The organism is Bifidobacterium sp. LH_416 (assembly GCF_056357055.1).
Map to the genome: position 1 here is coordinate 48,690 of NZ_JBKEVJ010000002.1, position 25,319 is coordinate 74,008.

The window sequence follows — 25,319 nt, forward strand, 5'->3', positions numbered from 1 at the left end:
CATAAGCTCAGATATGCGAATGGTTCTCCTCTATAAGAGGAGAACCATAATCAAGTTGAACTCGCTCTAGTCAATGAGCTTGTAGCCGTGATCGGCGACTACGGACTTGAGCTTGTCGAGGTAGGTTTCGGCGGCCTTGGAAAGTTTGGCGCGCTCGTTGGTGATCCAGCCGACCAGCATCGTTTCGTCGGAGTCAAGCGGCACCGTGACGATCTTCTCATTGTTGAGATCGCCGTTATCAATACCGGTGCACACGGTGTAACCGTTCAAACCGATGATGAAGTTCAGAATGGTGGCGCGGTCGGTCACATTAATCTGCTTGGGGGAGTACTCCGGCCAGACAGCTTCCTCATAGAAGTAGAAGGAACCCTCCTCGCCCTGCTCGTACTGGATGAACGGGTATGGCTTCAAATCTTCCATCGTGATGAGCTTCTTGGCCGCCAGCGGATTATTGCGGGAAATGAACACGTGCAATGGGGCGCGGAACAGCGGGTGGAATTCGAGATGCTTTTCACGCAGCAGCTTGCCAATCACATCCTTGTTGAAATCAGACAGATAGATGATGCCGATTTCGGACTGCATGTTGGCAACTTGGTTGATGATGTCGCGCGTGCGAGTCTCACGAATGGTGAATTCGTATTCGTCGGACTTAATGGAGTTGATCATCTCCACGAATGCCTCGACGGCGAACATGTAATGCTGCGTGGAGACCTGGCACAGCTGCTTGCGCGGCTTGGCATGCTTGTAACGCTCTTCGAGCAGATCGGCCTGATCGAGCACCTGGCGGGCGTAAGTGAGGAATTCCGCGCCATCTACGGTCAGGGCGATGCCCTGGGAAGAGCGGGTGAAGATTTCAATACCGAGCTCGTTCTCCAGTTCCTTGACGGATGAGCTCAGCGCGGGCTGAGAGACATACAGGGCGTGGGAAGCCTCGTTCATCGAACCGCATTCGACGATTTTGACGATATATTTCAGCTGAAGCAGAGTCATAAGTAACGGTTATACCAGTGAGTATGGCCGTGGAGTGCGGTTATAGCTGATAGCTTCCACCATGGCTTGCGAATAGTGAGATATCAGATTGTTTCAGTTTATAATTGCTTGTGTTTGGCTATGCATTGGAGCATAAGGGGGTTGTGGTGGCTGGCAAGGATTATGTGTACCCGGAAGTCGGGGAGGCGCTGCGCAAGGCTCGGGAAAATGCCGGCCTGAGTCAAGATCAGTTGGCGGAGAATTCCGGAATCTCTCGCATTACCATCAGTCGTATCGAACAGGCGCATATCAATCCCTCTTTCCGTTCGCTAGAAGCGTTGGCACAGGGGATGGGAAGGAAACTGACAATTAGCTTCGATGAGATTGTGCAATAGTTTTGTCTTAGGCTTCCCTCAAAAAGGGGAGTCTAAGACAAAACCTACAGCCTTACGCCAAGCTGGGCGAGGGAATCGCGGGCGGCGATGGCGCCTTCGAATAGCACGCCGTGGATGCCGACCTCATTCGCTCCAATCACATTCTTGGCGGTGTCGTCAAAGAAGACGCACTGCTCAGCCTTGAGATTGAAACGCTTCAGGGCAAGCTCGTAAATATCTGCATTCGGCTTGTGCAGCTTCTCCACGCCAGAAACCACAGTGCCATCCAGCAGCTGTTCGATGCGCGGGAACTTTTCGAATGCCAGATGGAAGGTCTCATGTGACCAATTGGTCAGACCCCATACGCCATAACCATGAGCCTTCAGATCGGCCATCAGCTCCACCATGCCCGGCAATGTGCGAGGCAAGGCATCCGCATAGTGATCGATGTAATACTTGAAGATCTGGGCGATATCCTCGCCTTGTTCGCGTACTACGTCCGGGTAGATGGACGCGAAATCCTCACCGGCATCCATACGATCCTCGTAATGGAAGAAGCCGCATGGATCATCATCGGCGCAGATGCGAGCGACCACATCATCCGGGAACTTGCCTTCCAAGCAAGCGCGAGTGTTCCAGTCCAACAGGACACCGCAGAAATCAAAAATCACATCGGTGATAGGGGAGTCGGCCATACAAAGCTCCTCAAACATGGAGAAATACAACTGTTGCAGTGTTCAGTGTAGCTGTACGGCTTCTGATATGAAGCCGTACAGCGTCATAATCGAGATGACAAAGTTCTGCGATTGTGATGCTGAACTGCGTCAGGCAATCACATCGGCGATAGCGTCGGGGATGGCTCGAATCACATCACCGGCAACAATCGGATGGCCAAGCGTCAGGAACTGCTGACGGTGATCGCGCCCGCCAATCAATTCTGGTTCCTGCCAGCCGCGTTGCTCGGATTCAGAAGCAATAGCTGCTGCAACTCCGTGCAAATAAGCTGCCGCAGCTACGGTTTCCGCCGTAGTGATGCCGTCCGGTTGCTGAGCAAGCAATGCGCCAAGCAGGCCGGCGAGCACATCGCCGGCACCTGCAGTCGCCAGCCAAGCAGGAGCACTGCCGGATACATACACATGATCCTCATCCACCACGATGGTCACCGCACCTTTGAGCAATACCGTGGCACCGGTAAGCTCATGAGCTCGACGTGCGGCGGCCAAAGGATGTGAAGCAATGTCTTTGGCGGTATACGTAATGCCGGTTTCACCTGCATTCTCACCTGCATCGGCGGAATCATCGGTTTGTTCGATTGCTGCCGTGCGCGCGGCGGCACTGTGTTCCAGACGATTCAGCAAAACTGCCATCTCTCCGGCATGCGGCGTGATGACCACCTGCCCAGGAACATGCTCTGGCAGCAAGTCAAGCGCGCCGGCATCCACGACCAACGCAGGCATGTCATAGGCGTACTCGGCATCGTTGTGTTCTGCAGTTGCCGTTTCCGATGCAGGCGAATCTTCTGAGGTGTTTGCGTTTACTGCATAGTGTCTGAGCAGTGCGGCAATCGTTTCACGTTGGATATCAGATTCTGCACCATCAGAGTCGGCAGAAGGCACTCCAGAACCCACGACCCATGACTGTACGCGTCCCTTGCCAAGAACCGCTTCCGGCAATGCCGCAAGCACCATGTTTTGAGCGCGTTCCGGGCCGAGATAGCGCACCATACCAGTGTTCGCGCGAGCTGCAGCACGAGCGGTAAGCACAGCGGCGCCAGGGTAGCGCTGGGATCCGGTCACCAGACCCACCACGCCACGGGAATATTTGGAATCCTCAACGTGCGGCAAACGAATAGCATCCGCAGCAAAGAGATTATCCGCCACTTCCACAGCTGGCTCGACATCGTCAATCGTGAACCCAAAATCAACCAGTTGAATACGTCCGCAGGCAAAAGTGGCAGGAGGCAAGACCGCGCACGGTTTCATCGCGCCAAACATCACCGTTACATTGGCCGGAAGATACGGGCCGGGCAATGAGCCGTCATCGACGCCTACGCCGGAAGGCGTATCCACAGCCAAAATCAGCGGATAGTCGCGGGTGGATTCGCGACCGGGCAGTGCCGGCTCATTCGGCACCTCGGCATCAAGGCCCACGGCGGCAGCCAAAGCCGCTGGAATACCGCGAAGCGCACCTTGAATACCAATGCCAGTCATCGCATCAATTACCAAATGAGACTTGGCGATCAAGGAAACCGCAGCCTGCAATCGTTCCCCAGCTTCGCCGGCTGAGAAACCTGAAGCACAACCGGGAATTTCAGCGGCTGGATCAAGCACCAGTACCTTGCCGCCAGCACGTACGAATTCCGCGAATCCGGCCTCATGAAGCGAACGGCCTACAGCCACTGCAGTAACCGTTGCGCCCTCCTGAGCCAATGCAGCCGCGGCAAACAGGCCATCTCCACCATTGTCTCCAGCGCCGGCAAGCAGCACAATAGACGTGTCTTCAAGTGCCAGATCCTCATCATCAAGCATGCCGGCTGCAGTGTGGGCCACAGCTTGGGCTGCCATGCGCATCAGTGGCACGCCTTTATCCAGTAGAGGACGCTCCATATCCCGCACAGTTTGCACATCATAGGCACTGTGCAGCAGCAGTTCGCGGCGGTCGGCGTCATCGGCGTATTCCATGGCAATCCCCTTCATGAGTGCAGGTAATCCTTGCAATGATTCTAGTCGTTCTACTGGCTCATGCTTGAGGTGAAGCTGAGGCATAACTGGTAGGCGCCTGTGTTGTGCAGGTTTTCACACCTTGCCGTTACTATGGTCTGTTGGTTTATTCGAGTTCAGTTGTACGGCTATGTACATCTAGGTATGTCAAGGAAAGTGAAGGGTGAGGCATGGCGATTGAGGCACAGGGCCTGGAGATTCAGATTGGCGCGCGTACCTTGCTGCATCCCACGAACTTCCATGTGGCCAAGGGAGACAAAATCGGTTTGGTCGGCCGCAATGGTGCCGGCAAAACTACGCTGACCCGAGTGATTACCGGCGATATGCTGCCCACTGCCGGCAAGGTTCGTGTATCCGGCAAACTGGGCTATCTGCCGCAGGATACGCATGCTGCTGACCCAACGCAAACCGCACTCGACCGTATGATGAGCGCGCGTGATATTGCCACCATTATCAACCGTATCCGCAAGGCTGAGAAGGAAATGACCGACCCGGATCCGGATGTGATGAGCCGCGCCATGTCTCGTTACGACAAAGCCATGCAGGATTTCGACAAGGCCGGTGGTTATGCGGCCCAGTCCGAGGCGATTTCGATGGCCGCGTCTCTCGGCCTGCCGCAGGAGACCATGCAGCAGGAGCTTGGTACGCTTTCCGGTGGTCAGCGTCGTCGTATTGAGCTCGCACGCATCCTGTTTTCCGATGCGGATACGTTGATTCTCGACGAGCCCACCAACCATTTGGATGCTGATTCCATCGAATGGCTGCGCGGCTATCTGAAAAAGTATGAGGGCGGCTTCCTGGTGATTTCCCACTCCACTGAATTGTTGGATGAAGTGGTGAACAAGGTATGGCATTTGGACGCTCAGCTGGGCCAGATCGACATGTATTCACTGAGTTGGAAGGCCTATCTGCATCAGCGCGTGGTGGATGAGGAACGTCGCCGCCGTGAGCGCGAAGTGGCTGAGAAGAAGGCCGAACGCCTGATGAAGCAGGGCATTCGTCTGCACGCCAAGGCCACCAAGGCTGTGGCTGCGCAGAACATGATGCGTCGTGCGGAGAAGTTGCTGGAAAACACGTCCGAGGCGCAGAAGAAGGAGAAGGTGGCGGACATCCGCTTCCCGGAGCCTGCACCATGTGGCAAGACGCCGATTATGGCCAAGGATATTTCCAAGGCGTATGGGTCCAACATCGTGTTTGCTGGTGTGAATCTGGCTATCGATAAGGGTTCGCGCGTGGTGATTCTTGGTTACAACGGTGCTGGTAAGACCACGACGCTGCGCCTGTTGGCACATATTGAAGAGCCGGATACCGGTTCCGTGGATTACGGTCATGGCTGCAAGATCGGTTATTTTGCTCAGGAGCATGACACGCTTGATCTTGATGCTACCGTGCTGGAGAACTTGCAGCATGTTGCTCCCGAATTGGACAACACGCAGGCTCGCTCCATTCTGGGCTCGTTCCTGTTCTCCGGTGACGATGCGATGAAGCCGGCTCGCGTGCTATCCGGCGGCGAGAAGACCCGCCTGGCATTGGCCACGTTGGTGACCTCGCGCGCCAATGTGCTGCTGCTCGACGAGCCCACCAACAATCTTGACCCAGCGTCCCGTGAGGAGATTCTGAAGGCCATCGCCAAATACGAGGGTGCAATCGTGCTCGTCACCCACGATGAGGGCGCGGTCGAGGCATTGAACCCTGAACGCGTGCTGCTTATGCCTGACGGTGACGAAGATCTGTGGAACGATTCGTACCTGGAGCTGGTTGCCGAGGAATAATTCCTTCTTCTGGCTCCTCTCTGAGGGGAGCTGACTGAGGGGAGTCTGTTCGGGAATACAATCGGTATTCAGGAGTATTCAACAACAAGAGGAGCTGACTATGACCACTGCAGCAGGACAGAAAATCGCCATTGTGACCGGAAGTGCTCTGGGTCTTGGCTACGAGTTTGCTAGCCAGCTGATTGATAAGGGTTGGCTGGTGGCCGGCATTGATTTCAATGCCGAGCGTCAAGCCGAGCTCACTGCGCAGTGGCCAGCGGAATCTTATCGTGCGTATGTCGGCGATATTACCGATGAGGATTTCGTGCGCAAGTCCGTTGCGGATATCGCTGCTCTTGGTCACATTGATTTGCTGATTAACAATGCCGGCCAGCCATCCTTCAAGGTACCGACTGCATATGAGGCAGCTGACGTGGATAAGTGCCTGAAGGGTTTGAAGGGCATGATTCTGTGGACCGTGGAAACGTTGAAGGCCTGCGGCGAACAGGATGTCAAGATTGCGCAGATCATGAGCACAGCCGCCACCCGCGGCAACGCGAACGAGAGCGTCTATTGCGCCACCAAGTGGGGTGAAAAGGGCTACACCAAGAGTCTGCAGGCCGCATACAAGGGCACCAGCGTTAAAGTGGTGGCCGTCTATCCTGGTGGCATCGACACCGCGTTCTACCGTGACAGCCATGATTACGTGTCCGAAGAAAAGCAGCACACGTTCATGCAGCCCGGTCCGCTCGCTGAGGTCATTCTCTTCAACCTCATCAACGAAGCGAACCTGACTGTCACTGACATCGAAATCAACCGCAACAGCTGATTGCTGACACGTCTAACGATTTCCTTGGCTCTTCTTGTAGAGCAGAGCCAAGGAAATCGTGCATGTTGCTGTGAATAGACCAGAATCAAGAGTGATTTTCTAGCCTGACGATGTCGGTGCACCAGCCGGCGGCTAGCTCTTCGTCGTGGGTGACTACGAGCACGGTTTTGCCTTGGGCGGCGAGCTGGCGGAGAAGCTCTCCTACTTGCTCCATGTGGTAACGGTCGAGTCCGCTGGTCGGTTCGTCCAAAATGATGAGGTCTTTGCCGCACATCAATGCCGATCCGATGGCCACGCGTTGTTTTTGGCCTCCGGAAAGGCTCATCGGGTGCCGGTCGGCGAAACCGGTAAGATCCAAATCTTTCATCACTTGATTGCATTGCGTGATGATGCCGGGGTCGGTTTCGTCTAATCCGAGCATGAGTTCTTCGCGCACGCTGTCGGAAAATAGCTGATAGTTCACGTCCTGCATCACTAGGAATCCAGCTCGAGTCAGATCGCGTGGCTTGGCTGGTTTGCCATTGAGCGTGATGGTTCCCGAGACGGGTTTGATCAATCCGGTCAGGGTGCGAACCAGCGTGGTTTTGCCGCAGCCGTTATGCCCCATAAGTCCTATGATGCTGCCGGATTGGAAGGTGAGATTCGGGATATGCCTGGTGAATCCGTCTTTGCCTCGATAGCCGATGACGAGATTGTTTGTGGCAATTACCGGTTCAGCGTTGTGTACGCCTTCCGACAGAGAAGATGAAGCCGTCTTTGCTGCTGTTTTCGATGCTTCAAGTTCGCTGATACGCCGGCGATACGGTTCCAGATTAAGCGTGCGCAATCCCATTGCGGCAATACATCCGGGGGAGAGATTGAGGAACTCTTCTGCTTCATATTCCTGAGCGATGCGGCCATTGTCGAACACCACATAACGGTCGGCAATGCCGTTAAGCCATGCGAGTCGATGCTCGGCGATGATGATGGTCATGCCTCGCGCCTTCAGTTGGGCCACGAGATCGCGCATCTCGCGAATGGCTACGGCATCCAAGTTGCTGGTCGGTTCGTCCAAAACGAGCAACTTCGGTTCCAGCATAGTGGCCGTGGCCATAGCGATACGTTGTTTTTGGCCACCGGAAAGATGGAAGATACTGCGACTGAGCAATGATTCGATGCCGAAGCGCTGGGCCACTGCGTTGAGACGAGCATTGATTTCCGTTGCCGTCAAACCCATGTTTTCCGCAGGGAACGCCAGTTCATCAATGACTTTGGCATTGAAATACTGAGTCTTAGGATTTTGGAATACGCTACCCACCAGGGGAGTGAGCGTATCGATTGGTTCGGCTGCGGTATCGATATCACAGGTAAGTTGACGGCCGCTGAATTCGCCGCGGAAGAATTGCGGAACGAGACCGTTGACTATGCGCGAATATGTGGTTTTGCCGCAACCGCTGGCACCACACAATACAACGCATTGGCCTTGTGGAATGCTCAACATGATGTCGATTAACGCTGGTTCTTCAGCATGATCATAAATAAACGACACGTTGTCGGAATAAATTTCGAATGCCATTATCGAATCACCCCGGCAATATCGAGTACTAGTGGAATCGTCACAGCAATCATTGCGAGCCAATCAATTATCTGCATACGAATCTGGGTACGCGATGTATGCGCGCCTTCGCGGCCAAGGCCCTTGGTCAATGCGGCTACGGACAGATCCTGTGCCACATTGGTGGCATTCATCAGCAATGGAATAAGAATGTATTCCAATGATTGCGCAGGATGCCGCACGAGTCCCCAGCCGCCTGATGCAATACCGCGCAACGCCATCGCATTGCGAATCTGCCGATAATCCTCGGCAATAGTGGGGAAGAACCGAATCACCACCACGCAAGGAATCACCACAGCTTCAGGTGCGCGCATACGTCGCATGGCGCAGATGAACGCGCTAGGCGAGGTGGTGGAGAATGCATATGCTCCGGTGATGAAGCACGGCAGCATCATTGTGCAGCCAACGGCTAGAGCGGAAACCACATGCAGCCATGGCATGCCGAGCGCATCTGGATCAAGAAAGCCCAGACCTGTTAGTACGGCATAGGTCAGTGCGAAATTCACGGTCATCTTCCATCGTGCGGCTGCAGCAAGCGGAACCAGAAACAGCATCACCATGATGATTTGCGTGCTCAGTGCCACGTGGAAGAACAACATAAGATTGGCTGCCAACAGGAGGAACAGCTTGGTACGCGGATCCAATGTGGGGCGCTCTGCAAGACCTAAAACGCGCGAAGGCGCGCCCGCATCAGACGGGTGCACCTTGCCTGCCGAGGAATTCGCCGATTGAACGGACCTGCTCGATGGCATTGATGGCATTAGGCGATGCCGGCCTTGATGAAGTGCTTCTTCATCATCTTCTGGCCGAACCAGCCGCCAATCAGCGCGCAGACCAGAATCGCCGCCATGGAGATGAAGAACGTGCCGGTATTGATGTTGGCGAATACGCCATCAATGTAAGCCGCATCCTTGCCACGAGCTTGAAGGCTGGCCACATAGGCATCCTTCATGAACCATAGCGGCAGAATCGGGCCGGTGAGACCGTATGAGAAGACCACGTAGCTAACCAGCAGCAGTGCCTTGCTCTTGTACTTGCCAGCGCGGGCGATGAGGTCGGCGGCCACGGGGAAGACGATGCTGGCGATGAACGAAAGCACGAAGTGACCGGAGATGAACAGGAACAAACCGATGACCACGCCCATGACGGTGATGCCGCCGAATTTGCCGAGACGTGCTGCCAGCAGCATGTACACGCAGCCGGAAATCAGTGCGGCGATAGCCGGAAGGAAGATGGAACCGAAGCCACCGGTGAATAGGGTGCTGACCAGCGTGGCCACGCACACCATGACGAAGTACAGGGCTGCGAATACGCCGATGGTGATCAGATCGGCGACTTCGAGCTTGCGTGGTTTGGCGGATGCATTTGATGGCTGGTTGGAAGCGGTCACAATCTTTTCCGTTTCATGCGAGGAACAAAATACCTCTCGCCAATGTATCGGTGATTGATAGGAAAAGCAATACTTTTTGTGGAATCGGCTTACAGCCGATGCTGTTTTTGCAGACTGGCGTCTGAGCTTCTCTCCCTCCGTCATCGCTAACGCGATGCCACCTCCCTCTTCAGAGGGAGGCTATTCAAATTGGATGGTTGCTTGGAATTGGTTTGGGTTGGGTTGGGCTAGTGTGAGTGTGGCGTACATGGCTTCGCAGGCTGCGCTCACGATGGAAAGTCCGAGACCTACGCCAGGGGTGGCGCTGATACGTGAATTGCTGCCTCGATGGAATGGCTGAGTGAGCTCGCTCAAGTCATCTGGCAGTGTCTCATCAGTGGAGTTGGTTACAGTCAGTGATGCTCCAGACGCAGACGTATTGTCATCGCTGATATTGTCAGCATCTGTTGCGCTGTGCATTACGACGTCAATTGACCCGTTCTCTGTGTTGTGTATTGCGGCATTGCGCAGCAGATTGCTCACAGCAAGTCCTAATAACGCTGGGTTTGCGGATACCTCGGCGTCACCCTCGATATTGACGGCAATATTGGCCTTTTCAATCACATCATCAATATCAGTCAGTGACGTTTCGACGCATTCGCGTAGTTGGACATTATCTGCAATCTGGGCACTGTCACCACCGATCGTGCCGCTTTGAATACGAGACAAGGTGAGCAATGCCTGCACGAGTTCGGCACCACGCCGGTTGGCTGCGAGCGCGCGACGAACCGATGGCTCCACGTCGGCTGGGAAGCGACCTTGAGCTAGGGGCGCGTCAAGATTCGTTTCCACGGCGGCAATGGGCGTGCGCAGCTCGTGCGAGGCATTGGATACGAATCGGCGTTCGGCTTCCGCGCTGGCTTCCACACGGTCGAGCATGCCATTGATTGAGTCGACAAGTCGGTCGATATCATCATTACCCGCTTTTACGTCCAGTCGTGCGGTCAAATCGTTCGGTTGCAGAGCGGCTACCTGTTTATCTACTTCGGTTACTCGTCGTGACAGCATCGTACCGATAAGCCATGCAGCCAACACAGCGAACACGCCGAATACTGCGAGCGCGATGATTGAGACGGTGCGCATGGTGGTGGTCAGTGTGTTGGAGATGGCGTTCGCTGTGTTGATCATCACACCGTTGTATTCGTCAAGAATCCACGGGCTGCCGTTTTGGGTTTGTTCCCTCGCCGTATCCCATTCTTTGGAGTTGAAGGGCACATACATTTTCATGCCGTCAAGGTTGCGCTTGGTGCCGGTAAAGCAGGCCAGTGCATCATCTCCGGTACCGTCGGCCGCGGGACCGTTTTCACCGTCTGCGTTTGCGGTAACGGAAATGGTGCCGTCCGAATTCGCGCACATGGTCATCGTTTGGCTTGCTTCCGCAGTAGTGCGCGCCACGATAATGTTCTGTGTGACGATGAGAGCCGTCATCATGACGATGATGATGAGCGCAATGGCCAGTGTGATTTTCGCGCGGAATGATTTCGGTGTGAGCTTGCTGACGATGGTGGTGATTCTGGCGCGCAATGATTGGAATGCCTGTGTGTGGCTCCCGGCAAGGGCGGTGAAGGAAAGATGTTTCATGCGAGCCGGTATCCTTCCCCGCGCGTGGATTCAATGGTTTTGGGATCGCCGAGTTTACGCCGCAACGAGTAGACAGTGGTTTTGATTACATCGGCCGGTTCGGCAGCAGTGGCATCATCCCAAACGGTCTCATACAGTTCGTTTACGCTCACGTATCCGCCATCTGCGCGCATGAGTTCCAAAAGCACACCGTATTCCTTGGGCGTGAGCTTGACAAGCGTGCGACCGTGATCGCGGAAGACCAGACGCCGCGTGGTATCCAGTGTCAGATCGCCGTGTGCGAGAACCGCAGCCGCGGCCGTACTTTTGCCGGATCTGCGCTGCAATGCGCGGATGCGAGCTAAGAGTTCAGGGTAGGCGAACGGTTTGGTGAGATAATCATCCGCACCCAGATCAAGACCGCTTACCCTGTCGCTTACCTCAGCTGCCGCTGTAAGCATAATCACCGCTACGGGAATGCGGTTTGCTGCGATGGTGGCCATCACGGCATCTCCGGAGAGCACTGGCAGGTCACGATCCAACAGCACGATGTCTACGTTCTGCTCGGCGAGTATGCGCAACGCTTCCACGCCGGTTGCGGCCATGCTTGTGGCATACCCCTCATAGCGCAGGGCATCATCCAATGCGGCCGCCAGTTCGCGGTCGTCCTCAACAATCAAAATCCTCATGTCATGCCCCTCGCCATATCCGGTACACCCAATTATCCGCCCATCCTGGCGTTATACGTTCATTGTTCAGCGCTCAAGGTAAGGCGAAAGTAATCCTTTTTCTCACTGTCGGAGTACCGGAACAGGAATTGAATGGAAGTAACCGCAACGAAGCGGCAGAGAACCAGCGGAGACGAGGACATCATGGCAGATGTACAGCATGGCAGAACATGTGCCCGAACAATAATCCACAACACCATAATGAGCCTGACGGTACTGGCATGCCTCATCGGTATGGCCTCGTGCTCATCCGAAGCCACGAATGCCGATGCCGGGAGCAACAGTACGAACTCCGGAAGCAATCATGCCGGCAACATAACCAATACAACGAATGATTCCGGCAATAATCCATCAGCCAACTTCAGCACCGTTGAATTGGAAACGATTGCCAAACGATTCGCAGCATGCCTGGTTGAAAAAGGGTTCGATGCCACAGTCACCGGAAGCTATAGCTTGCTGTCCACCGGTTCATCGGCGGAAGAGGCTCCACAAACCACCGTAGTGGTTCGCAGACTGGGAGCGGACGGCACTCCGATTGTGCCCGGCCCAGGTGTAGTGATCAGCGCGGACTCCGATCCACTGTATCCGGATGTTATGTACACAGTCGTTTCCGCTGAAGAAGGCGCATGGGTGGGATTCAAAAATTCCACAGCGCTCGCCGGCTCCATTTACGCAGACAAGCAGGCTGATTACGCGGCATGCGAAGCAGCAAACCCTGATTTTGCGCAACCGAATTATGCGAGTGGCAGTACTTCAGGCAACGGTTCGTCCGGTTCGACTTCCTCGAATACCAAGAATCAGCAGATTCTGATTGATTTCGCTCGCAAGGCTCGTGCAGACGGATTCGATTGGATGGCCGATCCCGCGCCCGGCGAGAATCAGGCTGTTGAGATTCCATCCGACGTGTCTTATGAGGAACTGAAACGATTCTTCGCCACCTACTCCGGCGATCAATGGCCCAACCATGATGGTATTCCGTTCGGCACCTCGTGCAGTGGAACTTGTGCTGCGTATAACCAGGTTCTCAACGAACAATAGCCGCCAACTTCAGTGAGGCGAAGGTAAATCAATTTCTCACCGTCGCGCCACTGCGAACCGAGTTTGATGAAGTCAACACACACAAATCGTTAAGCGAAAGGAACCGACATGGCCATCAACCTCAATCGACTTCCCAATCAGCCTCTGCAGCGCACATTGACAATCGTTTCCGCATCAGCGTTATGCTTGATCGCGCTCGCCGGCTGCTCCATGCCATTCACCAACCAGGCGACGGGCACTAGCGATACCGGCAGCAATTCCGCATTCGCGAATACTCTCGCAACTGATGCCAACGCCAAGAAATTCGTCTCCTGCCTAACCGGTAAGGGATTCGACGCACAGGCCGCTGCCGCTCCCAGAGTGCCGGATTCATCCGGCAAAGCGAAGACTCCGACCACCAAGAATATGGTTATGCTGCGCATGCTCGATGCGAGTGGTCAACCGGTCGAATCCGATGAGAACGGTATGAGCGTGAACACTGATTCCGCCATGCAGCAGATGTATGCCAATTCCATGTTCACTTCCATCGACTACGGCACAGTGTGGGTGGCATTCAAGGATTCCTCCGCGTTGGCCGGCAGCCCATACGAGTCGAAACAGCAGGATTACGCGAAGTGCGAGGCTGAGAACCCAAACTTCGCTCAACCTGCGCAGGAGCTGAACCAGACGCCTACGTACTCCGATGCGGACAAACAGGCGGCACTCGATTACGCTGCGAAAGCCCGTAAGAAAGGCTTTAGCTGGGTAGCCGATCCGACTGGAGCAGAGCCGACCACTATCCTCATCCCGAAAACCGTGAGCGAAGAGGAGCTGCGCCGCTTCTTCAAGGAATGCCCAGTCGGCGACGCGCGCATCACGTTTGGATTCGATGGCACAACCGATGATTTCGGATACGACTACACTAGAATTATGGATGAAGCTATGGGTGCGGTCTCCTGACTGCACTGTCTGGCAATGGAGCCAGAAACACTTGCATACGAAATATATGCCGTATTGGTATTTGATTCGCCGGTGAATCAGAAAGAGAACATTGGGGGGCCTCATGAAATCGCATCACCATATCGAAGAACAAGGCAGTTACCGCAAAATTACTCAGGGCACAGCCTGTACTGTGGCCTCTGCGCTCTGCCTGATTATGCTGGCAGCATGTTCGTCGCCTTTCACTATGAATAATGGAGCTGATACGGCGGACGCTGATATTGATTCATCCAGTACAAACACTTCGGATTCAAATAACAATGATGGTCCGGTCGAGCCCAGCAAAGCAGTTAAACGGTTCGTTGCATGCTTGACCGGCAAGGGATTCGACGCGCGATCTGTCGGTTGGAGTAACGATCAGGTGGGTGTTGTGGAACTCGATGCGGCCGGCAATCCGGCGCAATCCACCGTCACCCATCGTGAGGATGGCACAATCGAATACTCACACATGACACCACCCGAGCTTTACCCCAACGTGGTGATGTCGGGCAGCGTCGGCAACTCCATCACCAATGAAAACTGGAACTACGTGATCTTCCGCACCGCCGCTGACATGGCGGGAACTCCATATGCATCCAAGCAAACGGATTATGCGACCTGTGAGACTGAGAACCCACAGTTTGCCCAAGCCACGTTCAATACTATGCCGCAAGATGCCAACGCCTCGGAAGAAGACAAAGCAGCTGTGCTCGCATATGCGCAAAACGCGCGCGCCAAAGGCTTCAGCTGGGTGGCCGATCCAAGCGGCGAGCGTCCGCTGACCATTGTGATTCCGAACACCATACCCGAAGAGGAAGTACGACGTTTCTTCCAAGAATGCCCTATGGCCGATGTGCCCGTGGTCATCGGCTGGGAAGGTGACTACCCATACGACACCTTCGCCGTACAACAGCCGGCGAACTCATAGGAGCGGACATCATGACGCGAACGGAAGCCCGACGATTCTCCAAACGCCGCAGAATCATCACCATTATCATCGTGCTCATTGCGGTAATAGGTCTCGCCGCCGCATGCGTGGTCACCCGACCATGGACGCTTATCGGCCATATGACAGCCGCAGGTCAGTCATCCACGCAGAAAGTCGATGTAACTACCTTGCGTGCGCAACCAGTCACCAGAGGTGTGCTCAATGCCGAAACCAGGCTCGGTGCAACTCTGCAATACGATGATGCCTCCGACTTCTCCGCCGTCACCGGCATCATCACCCAACTACCTGTTGCCGGCAAGCAAATCAACACCGGCGAACAGGTGTATGAGATGGACGGTGTATCCGTACCACTGTTCCATGGGGAACGCCCGTTCTGGCGAACCATCGAAGAGGGCATTTCGGACGGTCCAGACGTAACCCAATTGGAACAGAATCTCAAGGAACTTGGCTTTTATTCCGGCGAAGTCGGACCACACTACAATTGGTTGACCCGTGAAGCCATCAAACAATGGCAACGATCTCTCGGCCTCACCGGCGACTCAGTCAACGGAGTGTTTACCCCTGGTTCCGTGGCTTTGGCTCCTTCGGCTCCGATTCGCATTAAAACCGTGAATGCCAAACTGGGAGAGACCAATGTGAGTCCGGCCAGTTATACAGGCGTAACCTTACATGCGCAATCCACAATCACCGCCAGCCAAGCCGCCACATTCAAAGCCGGCGATACAGCACAGGTGATTCTTCCGGACAGCACCACCATCGATACCACACTCGCCGCCGTCGATCAGGGCGGCCAATCCACCGGCAAAGATGGGCAGGTCACCTCACCCTCCGTACGCATTGATTTCCCCGACCAAACGCAGGTGGCACAGTTCGGCCCCGCTGCCGTCCAAATCATCGTGCCGAATGCGAACGCATCCAGTGAGGAAACGCTTATCGTGCCGGTCACCGCACTGATTGCCGGCAGCGGTAATTCATATGCGGTTGAGGTGATTCGCGGAGACACCATCAAACGCATCGCCGTCGAAATCGGGCTGGTGGCAAATGCCCAGGCGCAGATCACCAAAGCCAACGGATTGAAGGAGGGCGACAAGGTGGTGGTCTCATGACTGCGTTACTGAGTCTCGACCACGTCACTAAAGCATTTCCGGGTAAGGATGGCAAACCGCTGGAGATTCTGCACAGCACAACATTGACCATCGACCATGGTGAACGCATCGCCATCGTGGGACCATCCGGCTCCGGCAAATCCACACTGCTTTCCTTGCTTGGCACATTGGACATGCCTACCTCGGGCACGCTGGCTTATGACGGTGAAAACGTAGCCGAAATGGGGGAGCGGCGGCGCAGCGTGCTCAGAGCGGCGCGCATCGGATTCGTATTTCAACAGTTCCATCTCATCTCCACCATTTCCGCCTTGGAGAATGTGATAACCGGACTGCAATACACCGCATTACCGCGCGCAGCCCGGCGAGAACGAGCCACGGAAGCACTCGAACAGGTCGGTCTTGGCGAACGAATCTTCCACAAGCCTTCGCAGCTTTCCGGCGGCGAACAGCAGCGCGTCGCCATCGCTCGAGCCTTGGCCAAAAAGCCCGACATTATTTTCGCAGACGAACCAACCGGTGCACTTGACACCGACACCGGGCATGCCATTATCGAACTGCTTCTAGGCGCTGCCGATCAAGGAGCGAGTCTCGTGGTCGTCACCCATGATCCCAGCATCGCCGCGCAATTCCCTCGCCGTCTGCATATTCAGGACGGTGTGACTACGGAACTTATGGAAGGAGGCAGCCATGCGTAAATCACTTGGCGCACGCATCGCCGACCTTCTGCACACAGCATGGATTGGCGCCACCGGCCGCGTATCGCGCACTGTCCTCGCTTCACTCGGCATCGCATTAGGCGTCGCTGCATATGTGGCGTTATCTGGAATCGCCGCATCAAACCAAGCCGCCCTCCTTGCCCAACTCGACGCACTTGGCGCAAACCTGCAAGTCGTAAGCCCCGGGCAGGATGCCGCAGGACAGTCCGTGCCATTGCCCGCCTATGCGCCCGAAACCATCGCCCGCCAACCCGACGTCGAACAAGTCGGCGTATTCCTGACCCCACCGAAGAACGTCCAAGTCTTTAAAAACGAACTTGTGCCGAAAACCAATGGCAACGCATTGGCCGTATCCGTAATGAAACCAGGCGCGCTCACAGCCGTCGACGCCGCATTCAGCCAAGGGCATGGCATCAATGCGCACAATGAAGATCTGCCAGTCGCAGTGCTCGGTTCCGAAGCGGCGTATCGGCTCGGCGTCAATCAGCCAGGTGATCGCATTCTCATCGACAATGAATGGTATGGCGTCATCGGCATTCTCAATCCCGCTCCACAAGCACAGTCCATCAACTCATCCGTCATTATCGGTGCCGACTGGGCCCTCAGCCACTACCCGGATCAAGAGGAATCAATAGGAGCCATCAGCCAAATCTATGTGCGCACCAAACCAGGTGATGCTGAATACTTGCGCCGCATCATCGCGCATGCGGCAAACCTCTCCGGAGGCAATGTGACGGTTACCGCTTCAGCGAATCTTTCCCAAGCCCGCAACGCCACCAATGATTCCCTTACCACGCTAGGTCTCATGATTGGCGTAATCGCGCTCGCAGTGGGTGGCATGAGTATTGCGAATATGATGATTGTGACCGTGATGGAGCGACGCGGTGAAATCGGATTGCGTCGTGCACTGGGTGCTACTCCGGGCAATATTCGCATGCAATTCGTAGCTGAAGCCGCATTGCTGTCGGCTATCGGTGGACTGGCGGGCATACTCATCGGTGCCGGAGCGGCTATGGGTGTGGCGGCGAATGCAGGCCAACCATTGACTTTGGATTGGGCTGGACTGCCGGCTGCATGGGGTGCTGCCGTGCTAGTGGGCATTATTGCCGGGCTATACCCGGCTTCCCGTGCGGCGCGATTGACGCCGACCGAGGCGTTGCGCGGCGAGTAGTCTCCCACGTGTGTGCTAGCGTCGATACGTCATTTGCGGCATGAGGCAAAAGGAGACGCATGGGCGATATCAGACGGGAAATGGAACGTCTGCGGCCGATTTACGAGACCGGAGTGCTTCGCCTGCTACTGCGTCAGAATGCCATGTTGTATGTGGCGTTATTGCGCGCCGCCTTCGACCCGTTGACCGGCGAACTGCCGCGCGAAACCGTGGAGGAACGATTCGCGCACAGTCTGGAACTGTTGGCCGCAACCGGCGATTACACGCTGAAAGACCAATCCTATGGTGATGCCGCGCATCGTATTCTCGCCGATCTGACGCGCGAAGGCGAAGGGGATTACGCGTGGCTTGCCAACTCCCATGACGCCGCATCCCATCGTTTCCTCTACCGTCTGACCGCCCGCGCTCACCGTGCCATCGAAGCATTGAGCCGTTTGGAAGACGAATCCCGTGCATTGTCCGGCGCGCAAGCCAACAGCATCATCATGGAAATTGAGCATGCGCGCATGCAGTTGACCGCCGATCCCGGCGAGCGCGTGAAACTGCTCAACAGTGAAATCAAGGAACGTAAGCACGAAATCAAACGCATCCAGCAGGGTCAGCAACATGCCACGTTGAGCCAAGCCCAGGTGGAGGATGTCATCGCCGTGATTCATAACACGTTGCGCGGCGTGCCCATCGACTTGCGTGAACTGGTGCTCACCGAACGAGATAACGGTGATGCGTTACGCCGCCGCATGCAAGCCGGCGATATGAGCGTGGACGAAACCTTGAGCCGGTATCACGAGGAGTATCGGCGTTCGTTCAGCGAATCCGATTCCGGCCGTCGCTTCGAAGACGCATTCCAAGTGATTATCACCGATGAAGGCCGCCAGCAGATCGACTCCGCATTGCGCGATATCGCCAAAACCCCATACTTGGCCGGTGAATCAGCCGCTCTGCTCGGCCAGATTCGAGACGAGCTCTCCCGTATTTACGACGGTATCGAAGCGGTCCGCCATCAGATGCGCGTCTCCGACGAAGCCATCAGCCGACTGGTGCGCCAGCAGACCGATACGCGCTACCGCACAATGATGAGCCGACTCAACAGACTCTACGTCAGTCTCAACGCCGACGCGAAAAACCATGCCGGTGACGCATCCCGACCATATAACACCGATACGGCAAGCGCCCTGTTCGCGCCACTGCCGATGCGCCCGGCACGTTCAATGACCTACACCGAAACCCCCGGACTGGAATCCATAACCACTGCAGGCAACGCTCCGGCTGTTGATCTTAAAAGCATGGTTGAAGGTGGAGGCCCACGACTCAAACGCATGGTGGAGCTCATCCGGCGTAACCCGGTCATCGAACACGGGCAAGTGAATGTTGCCGCCAGCTTCAACCGACTGCCTGAACGAGAGCGCCGCGAAAGCGAGATCGTCGGCTTCCTGGGAAGCCTACCGTCCGTGCGTGCGCCGGAGATGCAACCACAGAATTCAGCGAACGCAATCCAGATGGACGGTGTGATCTGGCATTGCATAGCGTTGGACGGCACACCTAGGGATTGGATTACCAGTCCGGTGTGGTCCACGTTGGAGGAACTTGACAGCATCGCGGAGGAAGGATGAGCATGAACGAACCGGTTGCCAACCCTTACGCCCTGTTCGAAGGCGATCGAGGAGATATGAGCGCGGACGCGCGTATGGCCGCCATCGCATTAAAACGCGAACGATATATTTCCGGTGCGCTCTACGATCTGGTCAACGACAATCGCGATGCAGTGGAACGCTCACTCAACAACGATCTGCTTGACCTGGTAGTTAACGAACGCTATCGCATCATGTACGCCACGCCAGTAGCCAACGACAATGTGGCATTGCGCGCGCTGAAAACCCGAGCCAGTCTCAAACGCGAGGAAGCCGCACTGCTCGCATTCCTGCGCATTCGCGTGCTCGAATACGAGAACACGCGAACCGATCAAGGCGAATGGTTGGTCAGTTTCGAGGAGATTCGCGCGGCGCTCGCATCGGGTGCCGGCTATCTGGCATCCCGCAATGATGAGGAAGGCGTTTTAAAGCAGATCAGCGCCATCGTTTCCTCAATGATCACCTATGGGTATCTGAACCGGTTGGATGATGAAGCCATGTATCTCATCACACCGCTGGTTCCCGTGGTGCTGGACCGCGAGCTGGCCGACACTTGGCTGGATACTGCGGCAAAGAATCTGGATGGTACTGATGATATGGCCGACATCAATGCTGCCGTTGATGCTGATACCAATTCTGCGGGCAGTGACTTGCAGCAATCCGATTCGGCGGACGATACGCCTGATGAATCCCTGTTCACCGAACTGTTGTTCGATTCCGCAGATGACACGGATGACACGGATGACACGGATGACTCAGATGACTCAGATGATTCAAGTGCTGCTGCGGCCAATAATGAGACTGCAATGAAGGAAGGGGAGTGACGATGGCATCCGCCGAACTGCAAATGATCGCTGACCGTTGGATGATGGTCAGCCGCAGACTCGTCAACTGGGGCTCCTATGAGGGCTATCACGAGTTCCGTCCCTCCACAGATTCCAGCCTGCCCGTGACCCTGCTTGCAGGCGCCAGCGAATCCGGCAAATCCACGCTGGTGGATGCACAGATTTCCCTACTGTACCCGACTGGAACGCCATTCAACAAGGCTTCGAACTCCGGCCGCTCGGAGCGTAGCGACTACACATATCTCAGGGGCATGATCGGCGTCGGCAGCACCGAGCATGGCGACGAACCGATCTACCTGCGCGGTAAAGATGCGGTTACCGGAGCGCCGCAAGCGGTATGGGGCGCGATTGTGGACACGTATCGCAACCAGACCTCAGGCCAGGTATTGTCGTGCGCGAAATTCCTGTACCTGATGCCCGGCGACGGCCGTGCGGATGTTCGCCGTCAATACGCGGTTTGGGGCAAGCCCATCGACCCCAGACTCATGGACCAGTACCGTGAATCCCCGTTCACGCCAGGCCAATTGCGCGCAGCCTATCCCGATTGCCTGACGTTCCCCAGTGCGGAAGCCTTCCACAGCCACATCTGGACGGTTATGGGCCTAAGCGAAGACGCCTGCCGTCTCCTGCATAAAATCCAATCCGCGGACGCGCCATCGCGTTTGGACGACATCTTCAAGCAGGGCGTGCTCGGTGTGCCGGAAGCTTTGGAGCTTGCCCGCACCACGGTTGAAGACTACGAACGATACGACGCGAACTTCCATGCGATGGAGGAAAAAACCAAACGCATGAACGCGCTGCGTGGCATCCAAGACGCCTACGGCGAATACGCGAAAGCCAATCAGTGCGTACATATGTTCGATGGTGTGTCGTCAAACAACGACCCTGCATCGACCCCGCTGCATGACTGGGCCATGCGCCATATGGCAGCCGAAGTCAGCGCACAACTGCCCCTGGACCGCAGCGAAGCACAAGCCTATGAATCCGAAGCGCGCAACGCACGCCGCAATGCTGAAACCCTGCGCAGCCGCATCGATATGATTCGCGGCCAAATGCAAGGACTCGACGGCGGTAACCTGACCCGCCTCGAGATGGAACTCGACCAAGCCAAGCGCGCATTAGGGGAGACTGAAGCCACACGCACAAGAATCGAACAAACGTTCGCATCTATTGATGAGCAGTTGCCAGCTGGCGAACAAGCTTGGGATGAACGTCGTATCAATGCGGTGAACTTCAAACGCACATACGACGAACGTTCCAGCGAATGCGAAGAACAACTCGCCACAGCCATGAACGCGCGAGCCGAAGCCCGTGCCGACCTCGAACGACTGGAACGCGACTACAATCGCCAGAAATCACAGCGCACCCGTATCACCCAGCATATGGACGAAACCCGTGCAATGCTGGCACGCGCCACCGGACTCACTCCAGCGGATCTGCCATACGTGGCCGAACTGATGGATGTCAAAGAAACCGACGAATGCTGGCGCATCGCCATGAACGTGGCCTACGCGCCCATCGCGCAAACCATTCTCGTCGACAAACGCCACGAACAAGGATTCGCAGCCAAGGTCAGCACCATCGACCCACACGCCATGAGCCGACGCACCTGGCAATTCGTAGACACCACACGCGATTACTCAAACACCATCGATACTGATGAATCCGCACAGGCCGAAAACGACTGGCTCTCCAGCAAACTTCGCTACCAGGAAGATTCACCATTCACCGGATGGCTGCGCTCGCAAACCCAATCCGAGCGATACGACGCCCTCTGCGTGGACGCCATCGATGACACCGACCGCAACACCCGACAAGTCCAAACAGACGGCCAAATCAAATCCGGTGCACGCGGCCAGCACGGTATCAAAGACCGCGCACAAGTCATCGGATTCGTCAACGAAACATATCTGCACAATCTCCAACAGCAGATTAATCTCGCACAAAGCGCCCTGCAGCAGGCGAACGACGAATACACGGCAGCCAAACAGACTTCCGACAAACTACATCGCGAACTCGAACTCGCCAACCAGCTCGCCTACACATCCTGGGAGCGCATCGATATAGATGGTGCGCGCAAAGCCATTGAGAATATCGAAGATTCCATAGACTCAATCAAAAACGATCCCAAACTCGCCGAACTCGCAGCGCGCAAAGACGAATTGACCACCGAACTCGAACAGTTAGACCATCGCCGCCTGAAAGCCGAACAGACCGCCGCCGCTGCCTCGCAAGCAGTCGAAGCGGCACTCGTATGGCTGAACAATAATGCAGCACACGATACCGAAGCCGCCAGCGAATCCCATGGCGCAAACGCACAACAGCTGCCGGATGACGTGGCAGCCGCGCTCGCCGAAGCGTACAACAACCGCTTTGCAGGCATCGATGATGCGGCATTGCGTGCACATATGATTATCGGCGCTGGCATGGCACAAGCTGGCACAAACAGCGCAGCAGGCAATGCCAACGCTGCTCAATCAAGCTTCGCCAAACGTGTTATCACCGGCATGGTGGAGGATATCAACGCTCGCATCGCCATGCTGCAGACGCAGGCAAACGCTGCGCGAACCGCAGTCGAAGCAAAGATGAGCGCCTATATCAGCATCTGGGCTGCCGGAGATGATGCACTCACTGCCAGCGTGGAGGATTACCGCTATTATCTCGACGAGCTCGAAAGCCTTACGCAGTTGGCTACCACTACAGCCACGAATGCGGAATACCAGCGGTGCCTCGAACAACTGCTGATGAGCTTCCTGACCATTAAACGAGCTATCGATACGGACGCCACTGATATTCACGACCAGCTCGACCGCATCAACGCCATGCTCAAAGGCCAGCAATTCGGCCCGAAGCATGGCAGCCTGTCCCTGCAGGCGGACGTGCGCAGGCCCGAACGCGTATTCTCCAACCAGCTTATGAGAGCCATTGGCGCGTTGAACGATTGGAAATCCTCGGATGGCACGGAAGCCGGCTCCTCCTTGCAGATTGAGCATGCTCGCCACACGTTCGCAGCGTGCGCGCCAATGATCGCTCTGCTGAAGAACGAACTCGCGCAGGTCAAGGACGCCAATGGCATCAAACAGTATGGTGCCCGCAACTTGGATCCGCGATGCCGCTCCTCGTTCTATGCCATCGTGCATCATGCGGACGGTCCGGACGAGCGCATCACCTCCACCGGCGGTCGTTCAGGCGGCGCATTGCAGGAGCTCACCTCGTTCGTCTATGGAGCCGCCCTCATCTACCTGCTGGGTGGTGGCATGGAGAACCGTTTGAAGCCGAGCTACACCACCCTGTTCCTCGATGAGGCACTGATTAAGGCGGACGGCCGCTACACGCAGCGCGCCTTGAGCGTATTGCCTCGACTTGGCTTCCAGGTTATCGTCTCCGCACCGGAAAGCAAAACCGGTGAAATCCTCGAGGTTTCCACCAAAGCCTACGTGACCTACAAAGACCCCGACACCGGCCTCACCTCCCTACGCGAAGCCAGCCTGGACGGCATCGATGAAGACGATATAACCGCGGAAACCATGAAAGAAGAGTAAACGATAGGTAAGTTGAGCGCTGTTACATAATGAATTACAGCGCCCAACATACCGTGTTCATTATCTGTTCACCTTATCTATTACAATCTTCCGCCGAACCGTAACGAGAAGAGCGGAGGAGTAGCCATGTTTATGGCAGATAAGGAAACGACGGACAAGGCCAGCGGCATGAAGCATTACGCCGGTCTGGCAGTGTTCTCCTCGGCGGTCGGGCATGCGCTCGACGGCCTCGACCTGATGATTCTTGGTTTTGCGATGACCGGCATCATGGCCAGCTTCAACATCGACAAAACCACAGCGAGCACGCTGACCACCATCACCCTGGCCGGCGCATTCCTCGGCGGCTTGGTGTTCGGCCGCCTGGCAGACAAGTACGGCCGCATCCGCGTGCTGACTTATTCGGTGTTTTTCTTTGGCGTATTCACACTGTTCTCCGCCTTCGCGCCGAACTTCTTCTTCATGGCCCTGTTCCGCTTCCTGGCCGGCGTAGGCATCGGCGCTGAATTCGGCATCGGCATGGCCATCGCCGCCGAAGCTTCCAGCCCCGAAAACCGCGCCAAGGCCACCTCCGGCGTGGGCCTGGGCTTCCAGGTGGGCGTGCTGCTGGCATCCCTGCTGAGCGCCCCGATCATCACCGCCTTCGGCTGGCGTGGCCTGTTCGCCATCGGCATCGTTCCAGCCATCATCGCCATCCTCATTCGTGTGTTCGTGCCTGAACCGCCGCTGTATTTGAAGCATCGCGAAACCGCCAAGGAGCACGGCTCGATTCGTCAGCTGTTCTCCACCCCGGAACGCGTGCGTTTCTCCATCGCCATCATCATCCTGTGCACCGTGCAGAACTGCGGCTACTTCGGCATCATGACTTGGCTGCCCAGCTATCTCAATACCGAACTCAACCTATCCCTGAACACCACCGGCATCTGGACCGCTGTCACCGTGCTCGGCATGATGCTCGGCATCTCCGTATTCGGATTCCTTGCCGACCACCTGGGTCGCCGCCCTGCATTCTGGATCTTCCAGATTGGTGCCGCCATCATGGTGGTGGTGTACAGCCAGCTCAAGGATCCGAACGCCTTGCTTATCGGCGGCTTCTTCATGGGCATGTTTGCCAATGGCATGATCGGCGGCTATGGCGCACTCATTTCCGAGCTGTTCCCGACCGAGCTGCGCGCCACCGCACAGACTGCACTGTATAACACCGGCCGCTTCATCGGTGGCGGCCTCGGCCCAGTCGTTATCGCAGCCATCGCCACCGGCCACGGTTTCGGCTTTGCGTTGGCTGCCATTGCGTCCATCTACATCATCGCGTTCATCACGATGTTCTTCATTCCGGAGAAGAAAGGCGTCGCACTCGAGTAAGCGGTACGCGTAATTATGCGATGCATCGGAAAGCCTCGGACACATCATCCGAGG

20 protein-coding genes and 1 pseudogene are annotated in these 25,319 nt (G+C 56.0%); 13 read left to right on the forward strand and 8 right to left on the reverse strand.

The window, feature by feature from the left end:
- Positions 1-66: 66 nt before the first annotated feature.
- Positions 67-990 (reverse strand): LysR family transcriptional regulator, encoded by a 924-nt coding sequence (locus AC1AY0_RS04680; RefSeq protein ID WP_476524171.1) that lies wholly within the window; start codon positions 988-990, stop codon positions 67-69.
- Positions 991-1,136: 146 nt separating this feature from the next.
- On the opposite strand from AC1AY0_RS04680, the gene AC1AY0_RS04685 reads away from it, so the two are divergent.
- Positions 1,137-1,364 (forward strand): helix-turn-helix domain-containing protein, encoded by a 228-nt coding sequence (locus AC1AY0_RS04685; protein ID WP_476524169.1) that lies wholly within the window; start codon positions 1,137-1,139, stop codon positions 1,362-1,364.
- Positions 1,365-1,408: 44 nt separating this feature from the next.
- Here AC1AY0_RS04685 and AC1AY0_RS04690 read toward each other — a convergent pair whose 3' ends face one another.
- Positions 1,409-2,038: an HAD family hydrolase gene (locus AC1AY0_RS04690; RefSeq protein ID WP_476524168.1), complete on the reverse strand. Its 630-nt coding sequence runs from the start codon at positions 2,036-2,038 to the stop codon at positions 1,409-1,411.
- A 129-nt stretch (positions 2,039-2,167) separates the two neighbouring features.
- Complete coding sequence (locus tag AC1AY0_RS04695; RefSeq protein ID WP_476524188.1) at positions 2,168-4,024, reverse strand: bifunctional ADP-dependent NAD(P)H-hydrate dehydratase/NAD(P)H-hydrate epimerase; 1,857 nt, start codon at positions 4,022-4,024, stop codon at positions 2,168-2,170.
- A 209-nt stretch (positions 4,025-4,233) separates the two neighbouring features.
- Here AC1AY0_RS04695 and AC1AY0_RS04700 point away from each other — a divergent pair, with 209 nt between their 5' ends.
- The gene (locus AC1AY0_RS04700; protein ID WP_476524167.1) at positions 4,234-5,835 is read left to right on the forward strand and encodes an ABC-F family ATP-binding cassette domain-containing protein; all 1,602 of its coding nucleotides are present in this window, start codon (positions 4,234-4,236) and stop codon (positions 5,833-5,835) included.
- 100 nt (positions 5,836-5,935) lie between these two features.
- A complete protein-coding gene (locus AC1AY0_RS04705) occupies positions 5,936-6,643 on the forward strand; it encodes an SDR family NAD(P)-dependent oxidoreductase (RefSeq protein WP_476524165.1) in 708 nt (235 codons plus the stop codon).
- A gap of 85 nt (positions 6,644-6,728) precedes the next feature.
- Here AC1AY0_RS04705 and AC1AY0_RS04710 read toward each other — a convergent pair whose 3' ends face one another.
- The 5 genes from AC1AY0_RS04710 to AC1AY0_RS04730 all read right to left on the reverse strand — a co-directional run bounded on the left by AC1AY0_RS04710 (position 6,729) and on the right by AC1AY0_RS04730 (position 11,915).
- Positions 6,729-8,198: an ABC transporter ATP-binding protein gene (locus AC1AY0_RS04710; RefSeq protein WP_476524164.1), complete on the reverse strand. Its 1,470-nt coding sequence runs from the start codon at positions 8,196-8,198 to the stop codon at positions 6,729-6,731.
- Positions 8,198-8,989 carry an energy-coupling factor transporter transmembrane component T gene (locus tag AC1AY0_RS04715; RefSeq protein WP_476524163.1) on the reverse strand — a complete coding sequence of 264 codons (792 nt, stop codon included), beginning with the start codon at positions 8,987-8,989 and terminating at the stop codon, positions 8,198-8,200. Before AC1AY0_RS04715 ends, AC1AY0_RS04710 begins: the two co-directional genes overlap by 1 nt.
- 8 nt (positions 8,990-8,997) lie before the next feature.
- Entirely contained in the window at positions 8,998-9,627 is a 630-nt protein-coding gene (locus tag AC1AY0_RS04720; RefSeq protein WP_476524161.1) for an MptD family putative ECF transporter S component, read from the reverse strand.
- A gap of 180 nt (positions 9,628-9,807) precedes the next feature.
- Entirely contained in the window at positions 9,808-11,247 is a 1,440-nt protein-coding gene (locus AC1AY0_RS04725; protein WP_476524159.1) for a sensor histidine kinase, read from the reverse strand.
- A complete protein-coding gene (locus AC1AY0_RS04730) occupies positions 11,244-11,915 on the reverse strand; it encodes a response regulator transcription factor (protein WP_476524158.1) in 672 nt (223 codons plus the stop codon). Before AC1AY0_RS04730 ends, AC1AY0_RS04725 begins: the two co-directional genes overlap by 4 nt.
- Positions 11,916-12,155: 240 nt before the next feature.
- On the opposite strand from AC1AY0_RS04730, the gene AC1AY0_RS04735 reads away from it, so the two are divergent.
- The 10 genes and pseudogenes from AC1AY0_RS04735 to AC1AY0_RS04780 all read left to right on the forward strand — a co-directional run bounded on the left by AC1AY0_RS04735 (position 12,156) and on the right by AC1AY0_RS04780 (position 25,265).
- Complete coding sequence (locus AC1AY0_RS04735; protein ID WP_476525975.1) at positions 12,156-12,992, forward strand: hypothetical protein; 837 nt, start codon at positions 12,156-12,158, stop codon at positions 12,990-12,992.
- Positions 12,993-13,100: 108 nt separating this feature from the next.
- A complete protein-coding gene (locus AC1AY0_RS04740) occupies positions 13,101-13,931 on the forward strand; it encodes an RNA-binding protein (RefSeq protein ID WP_476524154.1) in 831 nt (276 codons plus the stop codon).
- A 226-nt stretch (positions 13,932-14,157) separates the two neighbouring features.
- Positions 14,158-14,877: a hypothetical protein gene (locus AC1AY0_RS04745; RefSeq protein ID WP_476525976.1), complete on the forward strand. Its 720-nt coding sequence runs from the start codon at positions 14,158-14,160 to the stop codon at positions 14,875-14,877.
- A gap of 11 nt (positions 14,878-14,888) precedes the next feature.
- The gene (locus AC1AY0_RS04750; protein WP_476524150.1) at positions 14,889-16,004 is read left to right on the forward strand and encodes a peptidoglycan-binding protein; all 1,116 of its coding nucleotides are present in this window, start codon (positions 14,889-14,891) and stop codon (positions 16,002-16,004) included.
- Complete coding sequence (locus tag AC1AY0_RS04755; RefSeq protein WP_476524148.1) at positions 16,001-16,699, forward strand: ABC transporter ATP-binding protein; 699 nt, start codon at positions 16,001-16,003, stop codon at positions 16,697-16,699. Before AC1AY0_RS04750 ends, AC1AY0_RS04755 begins: the two co-directional genes overlap by 4 nt.
- On the forward strand, positions 16,692-17,891 hold the full coding sequence (locus AC1AY0_RS04760) for an ABC transporter permease (protein ID WP_476525978.1): 1,200 nt from the start codon (positions 16,692-16,694) through the stop codon (positions 17,889-17,891). Before AC1AY0_RS04755 ends, AC1AY0_RS04760 begins: the two co-directional genes overlap by 8 nt.
- A 59-nt stretch (positions 17,892-17,950) precedes the next feature.
- Positions 17,951-19,501: a DUF3375 domain-containing protein gene (locus AC1AY0_RS04765; RefSeq protein ID WP_476524145.1), complete on the forward strand. Its 1,551-nt coding sequence runs from the start codon at positions 17,951-17,953 to the stop codon at positions 19,499-19,501.
- Positions 19,498-20,124 (forward strand): annotated as a pseudogene (locus AC1AY0_RS04770) (DUF4194 domain-containing protein); the annotation flags it as partial. The gene AC1AY0_RS04765 and the pseudogene AC1AY0_RS04770, both read left to right, overlap by 4 nt.
- A gap of 221 nt (positions 20,125-20,345) precedes the next feature.
- Positions 20,346-23,906, forward strand: a complete 3,561-nt coding sequence (locus AC1AY0_RS04775) for an ATP-binding protein (protein ID WP_476524186.1) — start codon at positions 20,346-20,348, stop codon at positions 23,904-23,906.
- Between the two features lie 132 nt (positions 23,907-24,038).
- Positions 24,039-25,265 (forward strand): MFS transporter, encoded by a 1,227-nt coding sequence (locus AC1AY0_RS04780; RefSeq protein WP_476524143.1) that lies wholly within the window; start codon positions 24,039-24,041, stop codon positions 25,263-25,265.
- The last annotated feature ends 54 nt before the right edge of the window (positions 25,266-25,319 follow it).

Excerpts from the sequence above, each read along its gene's own strand:
- AC1AY0_RS04680 (WP_476524171.1), bottom strand. The coding sequence starts at position 990 with ATGACTCTGCTTCAGCTGAAATATATCGTCAAAATCGTCGAATGCGGT.
- AC1AY0_RS04690 (WP_476524168.1), bottom strand. The coding sequence starts at position 2,038 with ATGGCCGACTCCCCTATCACCGATGTGATTTTTGATTTCTGCGGTGTC.
- AC1AY0_RS04695 (WP_476524188.1), bottom strand. The coding sequence starts at position 4,024 with ATGGAATACGCCGATGACGCCGACCGCCGCGAACTGCTGCTGCACAGT.
- AC1AY0_RS04700 (WP_476524167.1), top strand. The coding sequence starts at position 4,234 with ATGGCGATTGAGGCACAGGGCCTGGAGATTCAGATTGGCGCGCGTACC.
- AC1AY0_RS04705 (WP_476524165.1), top strand. The coding sequence starts at position 5,936 with ATGACCACTGCAGCAGGACAGAAAATCGCCATTGTGACCGGAAGTGCT.
- AC1AY0_RS04710 (WP_476524164.1), bottom strand. The coding sequence starts at position 8,198 with ATGGCATTCGAAATTTATTCCGACAACGTGTCGTTTATTTATGATCAT.
- AC1AY0_RS04715 (WP_476524163.1), bottom strand. The coding sequence starts at position 8,989 with ATGCCATCGAGCAGGTCCGTTCAATCGGCGAATTCCTCGGCAGGCAAG.
- AC1AY0_RS04725 (WP_476524159.1), bottom strand. The coding sequence starts at position 11,247 with ATGAAACATCTTTCCTTCACCGCCCTTGCCGGGAGCCACACACAGGCA.
- AC1AY0_RS04730 (WP_476524158.1), bottom strand. The coding sequence starts at position 11,915 with ATGAGGATTTTGATTGTTGAGGACGACCGCGAACTGGCGGCCGCATTG.
- AC1AY0_RS04735 (WP_476525975.1), top strand. The coding sequence starts at position 12,156 with ATGAGCCTGACGGTACTGGCATGCCTCATCGGTATGGCCTCGTGCTCA.
- AC1AY0_RS04740 (WP_476524154.1), top strand. The coding sequence starts at position 13,101 with ATGGCCATCAACCTCAATCGACTTCCCAATCAGCCTCTGCAGCGCACA.
- AC1AY0_RS04745 (WP_476525976.1), top strand. The coding sequence starts at position 14,158 with ATGAATAATGGAGCTGATACGGCGGACGCTGATATTGATTCATCCAGT.
- AC1AY0_RS04750 (WP_476524150.1), top strand. The coding sequence starts at position 14,889 with ATGACGCGAACGGAAGCCCGACGATTCTCCAAACGCCGCAGAATCATC.
- AC1AY0_RS04755 (WP_476524148.1), top strand. The coding sequence starts at position 16,001 with ATGACTGCGTTACTGAGTCTCGACCACGTCACTAAAGCATTTCCGGGT.
- AC1AY0_RS04760 (WP_476525978.1), top strand. The coding sequence starts at position 16,692 with ATGCGTAAATCACTTGGCGCACGCATCGCCGACCTTCTGCACACAGCA.
- AC1AY0_RS04765 (WP_476524145.1), top strand. The coding sequence starts at position 17,951 with ATGGGCGATATCAGACGGGAAATGGAACGTCTGCGGCCGATTTACGAG.
- AC1AY0_RS04775 (WP_476524186.1), top strand. The coding sequence starts at position 20,346 with ATGGCATCCGCCGAACTGCAAATGATCGCTGACCGTTGGATGATGGTC.
- AC1AY0_RS04780 (WP_476524143.1), top strand. The coding sequence starts at position 24,039 with ATGGCAGATAAGGAAACGACGGACAAGGCCAGCGGCATGAAGCATTAC.